We start from the raw sequence: 15615 nt of genomic DNA, 5'->3' as shown, positions 1-15615 counted from the left end.
CTCCTTCCCTTCCGGGTCTTATTGGTAATTGTCGTTAACCGCCTTGTGCAGAATGCCAAGACAGCGGTCCAGATCGGTTTTGACCTGTTTTTTATACAGCTTGGCCTTCTCGGCTCCATCGTCTGTAAAGTGGTACAATACAATTTCCTGAAAATCCACCCGCGGATCGCTGCCCTTCAGCTGCTTGGTCCGGTAGAAAATGCCCTCCTGCACCAGTTCATGCAGGGCACGGTAAATTTCGCTCTGCGGGGGAGAATAGCCGTAGCTCTTAAACTCCTGTCTCAGCTCCTCCAGCATCTGATAACCATATCCGCGGTGCTGCTCCACCATCGTAATCAGGTAAGCTTTAATAAATGCCCGCTGGGCAATCATAAAGGCCATGCCAGCTTCCTCGCTTTCTTCCCTATTTCCTTCATTAACCAATTTACCTCCATTATAAACGACTATTTTCCAAATCGCATAGCATGAAGGTTTCACTTTGGGAGAATCTGCGGCAAATTAAATACAACGGGCTTACTGAGAATACCGTGGAACGGGATTGAACCGTTTTCCGGGTCCGTTTTGGATCAAAGTAGATCGGTCTGGAACGGTCTAAGTCGGTTTGGTGCCTTCCTTTTTACTTGGACTTGAATGAGTTAAGTACGCTGGGCATGGCAGAATGGCTCCAAAGGTGCAAGATTCAGTGCGCGTTGGGCTTATTCTATTGTGAATTTTTCATATGTTGAAATTATGTAATTATGAGGTTGGCAAATAAGTAAGCCTTGGATCCGCCGGGGCAGAACTCAAGGCTTTTTGAGAATTCAGCTTTTTTAATGATACAAGGTGTTTAAGCGATTGGGTCGCAAGGTGCGATTTATCGTTGGCGATGCCGGGCTGTTGGGATGTTTGTCCACTCGCGTTGGTGGATCGCTGGATCTGCTTACTGGAATCAGGCTGCTTTTGGCGGGCTTGTTTTTTTTCTCAAGGAAGAGACCCCAGCCGTCCACTTGCCGAATGGCAGGTAAGATAAGACTACGATGAGGAGATAAGACAGCAGCACGCAAATGATGAAAGACATCAGCATCCGAACTGCCACGTTCCATCCCGCAAACCACCAGGCATCAAAGGAATACGTATAGCGCAGCATGAGGGCATGAGCCAGATAAGTGCCGTACGAATATTTACCGAGTAGGGACATCGCCCGCTGCGCCCGCGGACCTGCCTGACGAGTCCATTGGAGCGCGTATCTGTAAATGACGAAAACCGAGCTTACCAGAAACACCGCAATCAACGGACGCAGCAGCGAAACCGCATTAAAATTGATGTTCAGCCCGTCCGCCGTTTGGAAGCTGGCCACCAGCTTATACGTAAAATATCCGAACAAGATCCAAAAGACAGCCGTATAAATAACTCCGCCTTTCTCTACCGCCCATCTCCACCGTTCGGGGTACATCCCCGCTGCCGCCCCAAGAATAAAATAAAACATGAAGTAGACGAAGTTACGATCGGCGTAGGCCGTAAAAAACGGCGTCAGAAACGGAATATCCGCTTTTGTCAGCAGAGCGCTGATATCCGGCCGGAAGTACAGCAGCACCAGATAAGCCAAACCGCTGAGCACCAGCAGGGCCGTCCACAATCGATGCGGAGCAGCCTGCATGATCCGGCGGATCAGCATCCGAAAGACAGGGAACAGCAAATAAAACTGCATGATCATGACCACGTACCATAAATGATAACTATTCTTACCGGTGAACAGCATCATTGCCCATTTACCCCATTGTTCGGGAGACCCGAAGTTCCACTGCTGACTGATGCCAAAATAAACAGCCGACCACAGGATGTAGGGAACGAGTACATCGCTGAACCTTTTTCGGATAAAAACGCCGTACCGCAGCGGTCCGTCATAATTGTAGAACAGCACCATCCCGGTGATGAAAATGAAAACGGGCACCGCAAACTTAGCCGCCATCAGCAGCAGCGTCATGATAACCCCGTCCTCCATGGCCACCCCGCCGACGATAGAGTAGTGGGCGATCGCATGCTGCATGGCCACAGCCAAGAAGGCCAGCCCCCGCAGCAGTTCTATTTCCTGTATTCTCGCTTTCTTTGACATACTTTCCTCCTGGTGCTTAAAAAGATCACTTTCCTGACCACAGCTCATTTTCTTTACTTTACCCTTTTCCATCCTAAACGAAAAAAAGAACGCCTGCCAGAAAGAATTGGCAAAGCGTTCTTTGGAACTTACAGCCTGGCTGATAATACGTACCGAGGCCGCATCGTTAATAGCGTTTAGGAAGCAGCGCGTAATCCACGCGTTCCGGAACTTCAATCAGCAGCATCCGAAGCCGGCCTTCCAGGGCCTGAACCGTGATTTCTTCGTCATGATCTGTGCTCAGCAGCATAAAGTCGCGCGGATCAAACGTTTCGTCATGTACGCCCGGAAGCTCACCGCTCCAGCGGCCGCCGCCCCGAAGCGCGAGCGCAGCCAGCGCACGCCCCTTATGAAGGAGCTGGCTGTAGGTGCCGCCGGCTTCCAGCTGAACGTCCCACATTCCGGCATCCACGCTGAGCTTAAGCGGAGCGTCTCCCCCTACGATCTGCTTCACGGTGCCGCCGGCGGTTTCCGTTACCGGAAACTGTTCGTGCTCCCATTGCTCGTAAGACGGTTCCCGCTTGTTCGATACTTTCAGATCCGGCTCAAACCAAATTTGAAAGCTCTCCATATCCGGACCGATCAGACGCTCTTCATGGCTAACTCCGGACCCCGCCCGGATGAGCTGGGCTCCGCCGGAACCAACCGTGCTGCGGGTACCGAGGGAATCCCCGTGTTCAGCCTTCCCTTGGATGACGTACGTCATAATTTCAAATCCAAAATGGGGATGAAGAGGAATATGTCCTTCCTCCGGAGTGTGGGCCCATGCCCAATAAAACAGCGGGCCGATCCGGTTTATGACCGATCCCTCCCCAGAGAAACCGATCGGCTTCTGCTCTGTGATCTTTCCTCCGTCAAATGCTCCGCGTCCCTGCATCGAGGGCAAATAGCGCCGTACATGCATGCTCATCCCATCCTTTCCTACCTTGTGTTAAATTTACATCCATCACGATTCATCTAAATGATTGACTTGCATATCCGTTACTAACGAAACATCCAATTCAATGGAGTACACACCCGACCACCACACTTATATATTTTACGATAGCTGTCCTTACTGGAACAGGCTGTATGCACCCGGACCGGTCAATGCCACGCCGACGACCGCGGCGATCAGGATCAGATTATACTCAAATCCGTTCGAGGTCGCCCAAAATCCGTTTTTGCCATGGACGGTGACGATGGCGCCGATCATCGTTACAGCAATCATGATCGCCGCGAGCGGAGTCCAGATCCCCGCAGCAAACAGCAATCCACCTGCAAATTCAAAGATTCCCGTAATCAGCGCCAGTAAGAAAGCCGGCTTCAAGTTCATCGATGCGAGCCACCCGGCTGTCCCTTTTAAGCCGCCTCCGCCAAACCAGCCGAACAGCTTCTGCGCGCCATGCCCGGCAAACGTAAGTCCAATCACCAAACGAATAATCAACAATCCCCATGCAACCATTTTTAACAGCCTCCATTTTTTAAATTTAATTTTCTTAATATTGAGATAATAGTTTAAAAAAAAGCATCGTCCTTTCCAAACAACCCTCCGCTGTATCTTCTAACAAACTTCCTTCATTCATCCCGCTAATATCGGCATAACCGCTGCATTAGATCAGCCTCATTTCTGTTTGGTAAATATCTTAAATTTAAGATAATTCATAATTCGTTTTTTGTCAACACCTGATTTACAAGTTTCTTTGCGCCTTAGAGTCTATACTAAGTGAACCTATCCGATGCATAGCATCTTAAGATCCAGACAACAATATTCCAAAAAGACAGGGGGTGTAATGATGGACAGCAGCCGTAAGATGGCCGGAAGTGCCACTCCGAACGCCTCCTTGCAAAAACTGATCAGGCATGAGACGCTGGGCATCATCAAGTCCGAGACCTTGGCGCAGCTCGTTTCCGACTCCGCTCTCATCGATCTGCTGAAAATCAGCGCCCAAATGCGCAAATCGGTGCTCGAACAGCTTCACGACGTTTTTTACGGGCAATCCCAAGCGATTTCATCCTCATTCCAAGCAGGTGACGACCATGAATCCCCTTCTGGAGAGCCTGACCGGCCTAAAGGCGCTCAATGACCAATATATTGCAGCCGACCTGATGCAGGATACACAAGTCCGGATTTCTCTACTTGCCCAGTGCCTGTTGGAAAATCCGCCGCTTATTCAGGACAGTATAGCCAACGAGCTGCAAACGGCTATTGAATTTTTGCAGCGGCTTACGGAGTACTGCGTCCGTAAAGCCTGGATTCTGCCGGACGCTTCGGCACAGTGGGAGCAGGACCTGAAGTGGGCTTATAAGGCCGTTAAAATGGTCTGAACGTAAAAAAACGGCCCCCTGAAGGAGCCGTCTTTTTTATGCCATTACGGGCGAAGGTGATCGTTATCGGTCAAGGAAGCGGTATCGTCGGTCACGAGTCCGAGATCCCTATTATAGCGCTCGGCATTCAGCGAACGGTTTCGGTTGAATACATCGTAGATGTCACGGTCGCGGCCTCTGGCATCGACGATAACCAAAATTTTACCCTTATCCACATAAGTTTCGTACTCTTTGGCCTCGTCCTCCGGAATACCAAGGCCGATCAAGCCGCCGACGAGTCCGCCGGCACCGGCACCTACCGCAGCACCGGCCAGCGTCGCGGCAATCGGGCCTGCCGCAAGAATCGGCCCGATTCCCGGGATGGCCAGTGCGCCAATCCCCGCCAGCAGCCCGGCCACGCCGCCAAGCATACCACCCGTGGCTGCACCGGCGGCCACACCTTCCGGCGCCTTCGTACCGGTATCTTCCGTAATCGTCTGCAAATCTTCCCGGTCCCTCGTTACGACGGAAATATCCTCAGGCGGGAAACCGAAATCCTGCAGCTCGGTGATCGCCCGGGACGCTTCCTGCTCACTCTCAAAAACGCCAACAATTTTTTTGCCATGATCCATCATGTTCACCCTCCATTCATTGTTGTTATGCCTTCTATTACCCCTGCTCAGAGGTTTGCAAACAACAATGAACCGATTGTGAGACCATAACATTATTGGGGCCTGGTTCTCCTTGTCGGTATGGCCTCGAGCGGGTCATCCGGCCAGTAATGCTTGGGATAGCGGCCCTTGAGATCCTTTTTGACGTCAAAATACCCCTGCTTCCAAAAGCTGGCCAGGTCCGAAGTCACCTGCACCGGCCGCTGAGCCGGGGACAGCAGGTGCAGGGTTAGCGGCGTCTTCCCTTTGCCGATGCGCGGCGTTTCATGCCATCCGAACATTTCCTGAAGCTTCACGGCAAGCACCGGCTTGGCCGGGTCGCTGTAGTCCACCGGGATTCGCGAACCGCTCGGTACGGCGATGTGCGTCGGCGCCTCCTCATCCAGCTGCTTCCGCTGCTCCCACGTCAGGCTCTGTTCAAGGACGGCGGACATATGCAGCCGCTGCAGATCGCTCTTTTTCTTCATCCCGTGCAGGTATGGCTGAAGCCACTCCCGCAGGGTCCCGGAGAGGGTCTCTCCGGAAAAATCCGGCCAGTCGGCATGCATCAGATGCATGAATTGCAGACGCTGCCGAAGCTGTGTTGACGACTTGTTCCACGGCAGGATATCCAGACCCTCGACGGCAATGCCGTCCAGGAGCGCTTCGGTTACGGCCTCTGACGGCGGCGCGGGGTCCGGCGATTCACGGAGGATGACTGCTCCCAATCTCGTCACCTGCCTTGCTTTGACCCCCTGGATTTGCCGGTCCCAGGCGATCGCTCCTTCCCGGATGATGCCGTCCTGATGAAGAGCGAACAGCTCCTCCTCCGGAAGAGGTGCGGCCAGAAGCACCCGGCCCTCCGCCCCTTTGACGTCATCCACGCTGGCTGCCACAATATACGGCGCACGGCTCAGCAGTTGAACCTGCCCGATCTCTACACCCCTTCCCGAAGTCAGCAGAAACCTGCCGTTACCCCGGTTCTGTCCGATCCGGTCGGGATAGGCCAAGGAGAGCAGCGGACCCGCGTATTCTTCGTTGATCGCCGCCTCGGCATCCAGATCCATTGAAGCGCGGATACCGCGGATTTCCTGCTCAATACGGCGGATTCGCCCTTCGTCCGCAAGGCCGGACAGCGTACCCCGGCCGCCGCGCATCCACGCAGCTACGGCTTCGGCCCGCTTTCGGATATCGACGTCCCGGTCCATACTTTGTCCCTGGAACAGGTCCCGTTCCTGCAAAAGGGCTGCCAATATGGCCGCCAGCAACCCATGTCCCTGCGCGGCACCCAGCAGCACCATCCGCGACAGACGGGGATGCATCCCGGCTGAGGACATCTTTTTCCCCAGTCCGGTGATCCCGCCTCCGCTATCAAGGGCTCCCAGGCGCTTCAACAGCTCTACCGCCTGCCCATACGCCGCTGCGGGCGGCGGATCAAGCCACTGCAGGCTGAGCGGGTCTTTCACCCCCCAGGCTGCAAGCTCAAGCGCCAACGGGGCGAGATCGGTCTGCAGAATCTCCGGCGTACTCCGCTCTGGGAGAAAGTCCTGCTCTTCCCGGCTCCACAGCCGGTAGGCGGTCCCCCGCATCGTCCGCCCGGCGCGGCCTCTCCGCTGATCCGCCGATGCCTTGGACACCTTGACCGTTGTGAGTCCGGACATGCCGGTCCGCGGAGAAAACATCTGCGTCCGCATCAGCCCGGCGTCGACCACGATCGTGACCCCTTGGATCGTCAAACTCGTTTCCGCGATCGAGGTGCTGAGGATGATCTTCCGGCGCCCCTGCCTGTCCGGAGCTACGGCTTCATCCTGCTCCTGCTGCGGGAGCTGGCCGTGCAGCGGACGGATCACACAGCCCGCGGGCAGCCCCCTCTGCTCGAGTTCCCTGCGAACCTGGCCGATCTCCCTTGCGCCGGGAAGGAACACGAGCATGTCCCCGTCATGGACGGACAAGGCCCTCGAAACGACCGCAGCCACGGCCTGATGAAGCGGGGTTCCCGCCGCCGGCGGAGCATAGACCGTCTCGACGGGATACTGCCGGCCCGCGCAGTGAACGACCGGCGCTCCGCCCAGCAGCGCGGCTACCGGCTCCGCTTCCAGCGTGGCCGACATGATCAGCAGGCGCAGGTCCTCCCGCAGGACCGCCTGGGATTCCAGCGCAAGCGCCAGCCCCAGGTCGCCATGAATGTTGCGCTCATGGAACTCGTCAAAGATGATCATGCCGACACCGCCAAGCTCCGGATCGCGCTGCAGCATGCGCGTCAATATTCCTTCCGTCACGACTTCGATCCGTGTGGACGCGCTGGTCTTGCTGTCCATCCGGACCCGGTAGCCGACGGTTTGGCCGACCCTCTCGCCCAGCTGCGAGGCCATATAAGCGGCAGCCGACCGGGCCGCAAGCCTGCGCGGCTCCAGCATGACGATTTTTTGGCCGTCCAGCCAGCTTTCATGGAGGAAGGCGAGCGGGGTTTGGGTCGTTTTGCCTGCTCCCGGCTCGGCAATCAGCAGCGCCGACGTGCGGCGGTTCAGTATTTCTTTCAGCTCCGCCATGACCTGAAGTACCGGCAGCTCCAATTCTGTCATAATTCCACCCGTTTTCTCTTTATGTAAGGTAAGGATCGGGCCCAGACGATCACCCGACTACGCTGTATCCCTCTATTATAAAGCCTGCATGCGCTGGATATCTATTCAGGTTTGCTATAAAATGTATCCATTCGGATTGACCGACCTGACTGATGATTGGGGAAAGGAGACAGCATCATGAACCCAACCAACCCGAAGCTGCGCGGACGGTTTGCCCCGACCCCCTCCGGGGAAATGCATATCGGCAATGCCTGGACAGCCCTGCTGGCCTGGCTGCAAATCCGCTCCGGGCACGGAAGCTTCATCCTCCGCATGGAGGACATCGACAAGCCCCGGTCCAAGCCGCATTTGGCCCGGCAGATCCTGGACGATCTGCGCTGGCTTGGCATCGACTGGGACGAGGGCCCCGACGTAGGCGGTCCCTATGCTCCCTATACGCAAAGCGAACGGCTTCAGCATTACGAGGATGCCTTAGGCAAGCTGCTGAAGCAGGGCGCCTTGTACACCTGCTTCTGCAGTCGGGCCGATCTCCTGTCCGCGGCCAGCGCACCGCACGGACTCGCCGCAGAAGGGCCTGCCTATCCCGGCACCTGCCGGAATCTCAGCCCGGAAGAGAGGGCGGCCAAGGCCAAGATGAAGCAGCCGTCCATCCGGTACCGGGTCGGGGAGGTGCCGGTGGCGTTCATCGACGGCGTCAGCGGACGGCACAGCTTTGATCCGGCAGCCACCGGCGACTTTATCGTTAAGCGGGCGGACGGCATGTTTTCCTACCAGCTGGCTGTCGTCGTGGACGACGCCATGATGCAGGTCACGCACGTTCTGCGGGGCGCCGACCTGCTGGATTCAACGCCGCGGCAGATCCAGCTCTACCAGGCGCTGGGCTGGGAGATTCCTGCCTTTGCCCACGTTCCCCTGTTTATGGGAACGGATGGCAAACGCCTGGCGAAGCGGCACGGGAACACGAGCCTGGCGGCGCTTCGGGAGCAGGGGGTATCCCCGGCCAAGCTCACCGGCTGGCTGGCCTGGATCGGCGGACTCGTGCCCACCCCGGGCCCGGCCGCTCCCCAGGAGCTGATCGGCCGGTTTGATTTGAGCCTCATTCCAGCCGAGCCGATCGTCATTACGGAAGACCTCCTTGCCCGGTTGTACGAAAGTTAAAGGGGTGCCTGTCCTGTTATGCAATGCTCCCCGCGGCCGCAGCGCCCGCTTGCTTTCGCTATCGTACAGATCGCACGATACGGGCGCAACAAAAACGGCAGCTCAAGGGCATTCACCGCTTGAGCTGCCGTTTTATATATCCGGAAAGCTGTTAAACCAACAGCGATTCCGCACCGTCGATAATGATCTGCGCCCCCGTAATATGCTTGGACTCGTCTGAAGCCAGGAAGGCCACCAGATCCGCCACGTCTTCCGGCTGACCCGGCCCGTCGGCGAGCGGCTGGCTTCCTTCCGGAAACTTGACCGGGATGACGATTTCCTTCAGCTCTTCCGTTTTCTCCGTGCTTTGATCGATGTTGGTCGAGATCGCACCGGGGCAAATAACGTTGACGCGGATTTTGAACTTGGCCAGCTCCAGCGCCGCCATTTTGGCGAATGCGACCTGCCCGGCTTTGGACGTGCTGTAAGCCGACATGCCGAAGTTGGAGAAGGTGCGGTTACCGTTAATCGAGCTGGTGATAATGACGCTTCCGCCATTTTTTTTCAGATGCGGAATCGCGTATTTCACCGTCAAAAACGTACCGTTCAGATTGACGCTCAGCGTCTGCTGCCAGTCTTCCAGCTGCATTTCCTCAATCGGGGCCAGCACGCCGTTGATCCCAGCGTTCGCGAACACCACATCCACGGAGCCGAACAGCTCGGCGGTTTCCAGCACCGCCTTCTCCACGCGTGCCGCATCCGAAGTATCCACGTCAAAAGCGCGGGCCGCTCCTTCGCGGATCGCGTTGATTTCCGCTTCCGTCTTGGAAGTCCGTTCATTAATCAGATCAAATAAGGCCACGTTAGCGCCTTCCTGCGCCAGTTTGATCGCCGCCGCTTTCCCGATGCCGGAGCCTGCGCCGGTAACAATCGCCGTCTTCCCTTCGAATCGTTGTCTGTTGTATTGCTGCTGACTCATCGCTATCTCTCCTTTTTCATCCTCATCAAATATAGTTATCTGTCTCAAGATTACCCATAAAGGAGGTCAGCTTAATCATCGCGCAGCAAACAAATTTTATACCCGCAAAGGGTCAACCGGCAGCAAGCCGTTCATTACGACCACTGCAATTCAAGAAAAGCGGCATCATCCTGAAGCCCTTCGGTGTGGGGCGCATCGAGCAAAATCTGGATCAGCTCGTCCGGCAGCACCTGGTGGATCGGGTCCAGATCGGCGAGCCCGTCGGTATACAGCTGCAGGCGCATCGGCATGCCGTAATCCAGACGGGTTTGGTACACATGCGGTTTGCCGCCGACCGGTCCGGTTAGCGTGGACCACCGCTCATTGGTCCGAAAGGTGTCATCAAAGTGCTCGCTGACTTCCAGACCGTCCTTCCAAAAGCGCAGCCGCGAGTCTCCCTGCCACGCCATCCACAGTCTCCCCTGCTTCTTTCTGCTTATAGGCAGTTCAATCCGCCCGCAAATATACATGGATTGGCTGCCCATACGCTGCTTGTCCTCCAGCACCTCCCGCAGTAAGGAGGGGACCCCGCCCGGTGGAGCTAACCGCCGAAGCTGCGCCGAAGCCGATTCGGTGATGGACGTCATGAAATCCGTAAATCCGGCCGAAGACCAGTCCCGCGTATGGTCCAGCCAATCCAGCAGCGTGTTGCCGAGAAAACGGGCGGCAAAATCACCTTGATAGCTCATACTGACGCCGTCACACAGCACAAAGTTGCACACGTCACCGTACGTCTGCACACCGACGAAATCCTGTCCGTTCTCTCCCTGCAGCAGCGTCTCCATCGCCCGTCCGTAAGCGTACCTGCACAGTACCCGTCCCGAATGGGAAGCGAGCGGCTGCTCCTGGGCCTGGGAGCTGATAAACGTAAACATGTCACCGGTTGCTGCCGAGTTTATTTTCACAGGCGGATCCCTCCTAAGCTCTTACCGGCGTGGCCGCCGACATTTGAAAACCGATGGATACCAGCTCCGCACAACTTCCCGGAAGCATCATCAGCGCCCCCGGGGCAAGCAGATAATCGGCTTCGACCAGCATGTCCCGATAGCTCTCCGGAAGCGGAGATGACATGTTTCTCAGCTTCACCGCATGCTCATCGTGAAGGAGGGTATCCGGCAGGATGCCTCTCCAGCGGCGCGGCTGGGCAATCGGCTGATCGAGCATGTGATCGGAAATGAAGATGTTCTCCACAAGCACGTTCCCGTCAGGCACGCTCATGCTCATGATGCGCCTTGCGATCGGCTCGGGATCCTCTCCGGTCGTCACCCCGTCCGTCATGTGGCAGACGAGGGGAGCCGGGCAGTCCTGCATGCGCGGCAGCTCGGCCTGCAATATTTTCTCTGCCTGCTGAAAAGCTTTGGCCGAATCCGAAAACCGCTTCGGGGTCAAGTCCGGCAGGGAGCCGACCGCTGCAATTTCGTCGATCCCTTTGATCCCGTTCAGCAGATCGTACACGTCGTCACTGTAAGCCAGGATGGCAATCCGGTACCGGGGCGTCAGCCGGTTCCCTTTCGTGGAACGGTACACCATTTGGCGGATTGCAAGCGACAGTGCTTCGTACACCACGTCGATGCGCCGTTTGCCGTCCATGAGCATATTCATGGATGCGCTGATGTCGATCAGATAGATGATCAGCGCCGGAGTCCGCTGGGAAGCCTGGATCGTATAGTTCATCAGTAAACAACTCCCCTTTGTTTAATTCCTTGGTCATTTTCTATGTCTAAACGTCAGGCAGCGAGTAAGAGCCATTGGACAGGAATTTGTAGATAGCCGACGCCCGGGTTCCCACCTTCCCGACGGACTTGAAATACGCCGCATCCTGTTCATACAGGCGGGCGAAATCCTTGGCGTAGGAGCGCGCCCGTTCAATGTTGCCGCCCCGCTGGGCGTTAAAGGCCTGATTGTAGTAAGCGATCAGCTGGACGACCTGGCTGGAGCGCTTCTGCTTCAGCTGCTGCGCCTTCGCCTCGGCTGCTTTATGGGCCGCTTCCGCTTCCGCCCTCGCCTTCGCTTCCTTCTGCTGCTGATAAGCAAGATAGGCTTCGTACTGAGCCTGCTTCTGGTACATTTCCTGCAGCTTTTTCCGCTCGGCAGCCTTTTTCTTTGCTTTTTCCTTCTGCTGCTGCAAATAGGCGTCATATTTCGCTTGGACCGCGTACTGATCCTGCAGTTTCCTGCGCTCTTCGGCTTTGCGCGCCTCCTCAAGCTTTTTCTGCTCGGCCTCGGCCTGCAGGCGCTGTGCTTCTGCCTGTTTCCGGGCTTCTTCCTGTTTTCGGGCTTCTTCCTCTTTCCGCGCGGCTTCCTGCTTCTGCAGCTCGGCCTGCCGGTCCGCTTCCGCCTGCTTTTGATCCGTTTGCGCTGTATCCGGGACCGCAGGAGCTTTCTCTCCGCCTGGCTTCGTGCCGGCTCCCGCCTCCATGTGCTTCCCTAGCGAATGGTCGGCAACGATTTGGTTAACGGCAAACGCCGTCCCGGCGAGAAGCAGGATAACAACCACCGCCGAAGTCAGCCATTTACGCGACTGGTAAAAAGGGACCTTGGCTTGTTTACGATCAGGGCCTGGCGGATTCAGCTCGGATTCCAGTCCGCGTATCGCAGCTTCCAGCTCGATCTCCATTGGTGAGCCATCGCTGACAAAATGATGTGCGGACTTGTACACCTCCAGAGCACCGCTTAGATTTCCACTCGATTCGAGCTCTCTGGCCTGGTGAAACAGCCTGTTGACGACATCCTGATCACCGGACGCGGCTTCTTCCCCCTTCGTCAGGGCAGCCGCCCGCTCAGCGGCCGCTGCCACGAATCTTCTGGCAGTGGGCGCCGCCGGCGGCCGCAAAGCTGGGGAGGAAGCGGAAACCAACGGCTCCGGAGACTGCGCCGGTTGAACCGCATCCTGTTTCTCCGTAACGCTTTCATCCGCATTTTCGCTGTTCTCCGTCATCGTCGACAGCAGCACCAGCCACTCGCCGAACGTCGGGCAGCTGCTCAAATCCTGGCTTTCCCAGGCCCGTGCAAACAGCTCCGCCGTCTTCGCTCCCCAGTTCCGTTCCAGGGAATTTTTCAGAATAAAGTACCGCTCGCACGGATTTTGCAGTTCAGGCTGATCAAAATAACTTTCCCCCCAGGCCTTCTCCACGACTTGGGGATCGCACCAACCCAGCATTTCCGCAATGATGACCGCACCGGCGAACCGGTCGGCATAACCGCTCCACAACCCGCTTTGCACCGTCCGGTGCGCGGCATACCCAGGTGAACCCGCCAGCAGCACATCAGGCCTGTCCAGCTTCGGGCTGTACATCTGCTCAATGTCAACCAGCTCGACCACGCTTCGCGGTTCCGGCAATTCCACTTCAGAAAAAAACGGAAGCATGACATTGGGTGCCGACAAATCGCAGTGCGCCAAGCCGCGCTGCTCCATCCCCGATCCGATGGCCGCCAGCCCTTTGGCCAGCGCGAGGCTCTCCCCGCGAAGCAGCCGGCGCTGGTCGGTCATAATATCGAACCAGGTATGCCCGTATATCCAGGGCATGAGCACCGCATACAGCAGGTCCGGATGCTCGGCAATCAGGCTTTCGTTTCTTTCGGGAGTGAGCACGTCTCGTCTGCAGACCTGCAAGCCCGGACTTTCGCTGTACATTTCCATCATTTCGGACTGGTACACCATCGCAGGAATACGATACTTCGGAAAAAACACTTTTAATGCTTTGGCTTCATGAAGCTGCCCGCTGGCAGGAATCAGCTGATAGACGATTCCCTGCCTTCCTGCCTGCGCATAAGCTAACCCGGGAGCGGCAGGATGCTGGCCAACGCGGTACAGCACTCCGTTAATAACCATCTCATCTCCCGCATTCGGTTGAAAAGACATGGACACCCCCCTTTCACTTAAACTTTGTGGACTGCAAGAAAACCGGGAGTAAATACACCCGGTTGATGATTCCTACGATCTCATTCTACTGTAAACGAACCGTAACTTGAATGGCTAAAATTATCTCGTTTCATCGATAGAGCGGAATTTCTGGGCAATGGCCCCAAGCTCATGGCTGATGCTGTTCAGAATCTGGACGAATGACTGCATCTGTCTGCCGGCTTCTTGAAACTCCTGGAAAAACCGCTGCTTCGTCAGGCCTTCCCATTGCCCCTCCATCCCTTGGATCGCTTGGGACAAGCTCGCTACGAGCTGCTGGCTCTGCTCTCCGCTCTGCTTAAATTGATTGGCGACTGCCTCCACCTGTTCCGGTGAAATCAAAATACGTCCTGACATGATGGTCCCTCCCCTTTTATCGGTTTCCTATGCTTTCCTCGGGTATCTTAAACTCTGGCTGCACATCGCAAATGCCATTTGGCTTAGCTTGTCGCGGATACCTCCGAGAGTATTTTTTGAAACTTTTCCTCTTCGCTGTTAAATAAGCCTTTGAATTCAATACTGTCGATATCTTCATGATTAAACAAAAATGTATAATTCGGATCAATATATCCTTCCGGGTATACGACCCCCAAATAATCATACATCTGATTGTTTTCCTGATGAATCTGCTTACGTCCATAAATCATCAGCTTCTTCTGTGCTCCTCTGAGAAGAACCACAGATCCGAGCGGAAGTAAAGCTTGTGAAGGAGTCCCATTATCCATCGCTTGTCCGTCCTCTCATTTAAGTATGTATTCTTCATGGGTAAGCAGCCGGTCATCACGATCCGGTGATAGAATCAGATGCAGATAGAAATCACTGGGTACTTCACGTCTACTGCTGGATCCGGTTTCAGGCAAAACGCATGCCCAGCGATTTCAGCTTGTCCTTCACTTGGTCCGCCAGTTTGCTCGCCCCATGGGTAACCGCCTTGACGGAATCGGACACCAAGTCCATCCCGCCTGAGGCATGCGTTCTCAGTGTTTTACCGGCGACTTCGATGTCGGTTACAGCCGAAATGACAAGAGTCGAGGCCAGACCGACAAATGCCCCCACAGCAGTTCCGGCTGCCGGAACGACCGATCCGACCGCAGCCCCGATGGCCGTACTTCCAGCTATCGCACCCAGACCTATACCGTTATTGATCATGAGATGGCCGGGGGCCCTGTCCTCTTCCCCGCTCTCCTGCTGCAGCTCACGCTTTGTTCCGGTTCCCGGAGGGCTTTCATTTCCCGAATGGCCGCCCGGTCCTTGTCCCAGGGTTCGAATTTTGCCCGCTGCCTTGGGGTCGATGAACCTCCAGGCTGTAGGATTGTTAGCGGCCCGCTCCAGCAAAAACTTGGCACTGCCGGCATGCTCATTTTTGTTTAAACCCAAGCGCGCGTCTTTAGCAGCAGGAAGTACAACTCCAGCCATCAAAGTCGCTAACCCAGCCGCCGCTCCGGCGGCAGCCGTCCCGTGGCTGTTCCAACCCGAGTAACTGCCCCCCGCTTCGGCATGGACGGCCTGAACAGCGGATAACGGATTGGAGACCGTCCCGTCTGTCAGCCCATATCCAGGCAGAATCGGTTCTCTCCCGGAGACGGCCGCCGACTGGAACATGAGTGCGGGGCTTGAGTACATCAAGGTATCGTTCAGAATGGAATGATGCTGCTCGTCTGCGGTTTGAAATTCGGATGCCTTGGATTCGATCCATTTGCCGATATCCTTCAGCATGGCATAGATCTGTTCTCCCTGCCGGTGTGCGGACTGCCATTCGTCCATTACGGATTGCGGGAAAGCCGCTTCTCCCCTAAAGTTCCCAAGTGCCTGATTCAAGGCGAGCGTCATTTCCCGAATTTGTTCACTGCCTCTATCTAACTGACGGCTTAAAGACCGGAGTGACTCCGGTTCAACAGAAATACGCACGG

16 protein-coding genes are annotated in these 15615 nt (G+C 56.0%); 3 read left to right on the top strand and 13 right to left on the bottom strand.

The features are described from left to right. Positions 1-18 precede the first annotated feature (18 nt). The 4 genes from KI379_RS08240 to KI379_RS08225 form a co-directional block, all read right to left on the bottom strand. On the bottom strand, positions 19-381 hold the full coding sequence (locus KI379_RS08240) for a helix-turn-helix transcriptional regulator (protein WP_076169519.1): 363 nt from the start codon (positions 379-381) through the stop codon (positions 19-21). A gap of 547 nt (positions 382-928) precedes the next feature. Continuing rightward, entirely contained in the window at positions 929-2092 is a 1164-nt protein-coding gene (locus KI379_RS08235; protein WP_212983261.1) for an acyltransferase, read from the bottom strand. Positions 2093-2258: 166 nt separating this feature from the next. Then, the gene (locus KI379_RS08230) at positions 2259-3041 is read right to left on the bottom strand and encodes a pirin family protein (protein ID WP_373309539.1); all 783 of its coding nucleotides are present in this window, start codon (positions 3039-3041) and stop codon (positions 2259-2261) included. Positions 3042-3185: 144 nt separating this feature from the next. After that, positions 3186-3575 (bottom strand): DoxX family protein, encoded by a 390-nt coding sequence (locus KI379_RS08225; RefSeq protein WP_076167846.1) that lies wholly within the window; start codon positions 3573-3575, stop codon positions 3186-3188. Between the two features lie 328 nt (positions 3576-3903). On the opposite strand from KI379_RS08225, the gene KI379_RS08220 reads away from it, so the two are divergent. Further along, on the top strand, positions 3904-4197 hold the full coding sequence (locus KI379_RS08220; protein WP_212983260.1) for a hypothetical protein: 294 nt from the start codon (positions 3904-3906) through the stop codon (positions 4195-4197). Continuing rightward, entirely contained in the window at positions 4151-4438 is a 288-nt protein-coding gene (locus KI379_RS08215) for a hypothetical protein (protein WP_076167850.1), read from the top strand. Before KI379_RS08220 ends, KI379_RS08215 begins: the two co-directional genes overlap by 47 nt. 44 nt (positions 4439-4482) lie before the next feature. On the opposite strand, the gene KI379_RS08210 is transcribed toward KI379_RS08215, so the two are convergent. Then, on the bottom strand, positions 4483-5052 hold the full coding sequence (locus tag KI379_RS08210; protein WP_373309538.1) for a general stress protein: 570 nt from the start codon (positions 5050-5052) through the stop codon (positions 4483-4485). 89 nt (positions 5053-5141) lie between these two features. Continuing rightward, positions 5142-7649 carry an ATP-dependent helicase HrpB gene (gene hrpB / locus KI379_RS08205; protein WP_212983259.1) on the bottom strand — a complete coding sequence of 836 codons (2508 nt, stop codon included), beginning with the start codon at positions 7647-7649 and terminating at the stop codon, positions 5142-5144. 177 nt (positions 7650-7826) lie between these two features. On the opposite strand from hrpB, the gene gluQRS reads away from it, so the two are divergent. After that, complete coding sequence (gluQRS, locus tag KI379_RS08200; RefSeq protein WP_212983258.1) at positions 7827-8807, top strand: tRNA glutamyl-Q(34) synthetase GluQRS; 981 nt, start codon at positions 7827-7829, stop codon at positions 8805-8807. A 151-nt stretch (positions 8808-8958) separates the two neighbouring features. Here the strand turns inward: gluQRS and KI379_RS08195 are convergent, their stop codons facing one another. The 7 genes from KI379_RS08195 to KI379_RS08165 form a co-directional block, all read right to left on the bottom strand. After that, positions 8959-9765: an SDR family oxidoreductase gene (locus tag KI379_RS08195; protein WP_076167858.1), complete on the bottom strand. Its 807-nt coding sequence runs from the start codon at positions 9763-9765 to the stop codon at positions 8959-8961. Positions 9766-9899: 134 nt separating this feature from the next. Further along, positions 9900-10709 carry a hypothetical protein gene (locus KI379_RS08190; protein ID WP_240913011.1) on the bottom strand — a complete coding sequence of 270 codons (810 nt, stop codon included), beginning with the start codon at positions 10707-10709 and terminating at the stop codon, positions 9900-9902. 13 nt (positions 10710-10722) lie between these two features. After that, complete coding sequence (locus KI379_RS08185; protein ID WP_076167860.1) at positions 10723-11478, bottom strand: vWA domain-containing protein; 756 nt, start codon at positions 11476-11478, stop codon at positions 10723-10725. A gap of 46 nt (positions 11479-11524) precedes the next feature. Further along, positions 11525-13666, bottom strand: a complete 2142-nt coding sequence (locus KI379_RS08180; RefSeq protein ID WP_212983257.1) for a hypothetical protein — start codon at positions 13664-13666, stop codon at positions 11525-11527. A gap of 120 nt (positions 13667-13786) precedes the next feature. Further along, positions 13787-14062 carry a WXG100 family type VII secretion target gene (locus KI379_RS08175; RefSeq protein WP_076167864.1) on the bottom strand — a complete coding sequence of 92 codons (276 nt, stop codon included), beginning with the start codon at positions 14060-14062 and terminating at the stop codon, positions 13787-13789. An 83-nt stretch (positions 14063-14145) separates the two neighbouring features. Continuing rightward, on the bottom strand, positions 14146-14430 hold the full coding sequence (locus KI379_RS08170) for a DUF4176 domain-containing protein (RefSeq protein WP_212983256.1): 285 nt from the start codon (positions 14428-14430) through the stop codon (positions 14146-14148). Positions 14431-14557: 127 nt separating this feature from the next. Beyond that, positions 14558-15613 (bottom strand): WXG100 family type VII secretion target, encoded by a 1056-nt coding sequence (locus KI379_RS08165; protein ID WP_212983255.1) that lies wholly within the window; start codon positions 15611-15613, stop codon positions 14558-14560. Between the last annotated feature and the right edge of the window lie 2 nt (positions 15614-15615).

The sequence above is a fragment of the Paenibacillus cineris genome, from assembly GCF_018333335.1.
GTDB classification, from domain to species: domain Bacteria; phylum Bacillota; class Bacilli; order Paenibacillales; family Paenibacillaceae; genus Paenibacillus_AQ; species Paenibacillus_AQ favisporus.
Note: the sequence above shows the minus strand (reverse complement) of the source record. Positions and strands in the feature narration are given on the sequence as shown.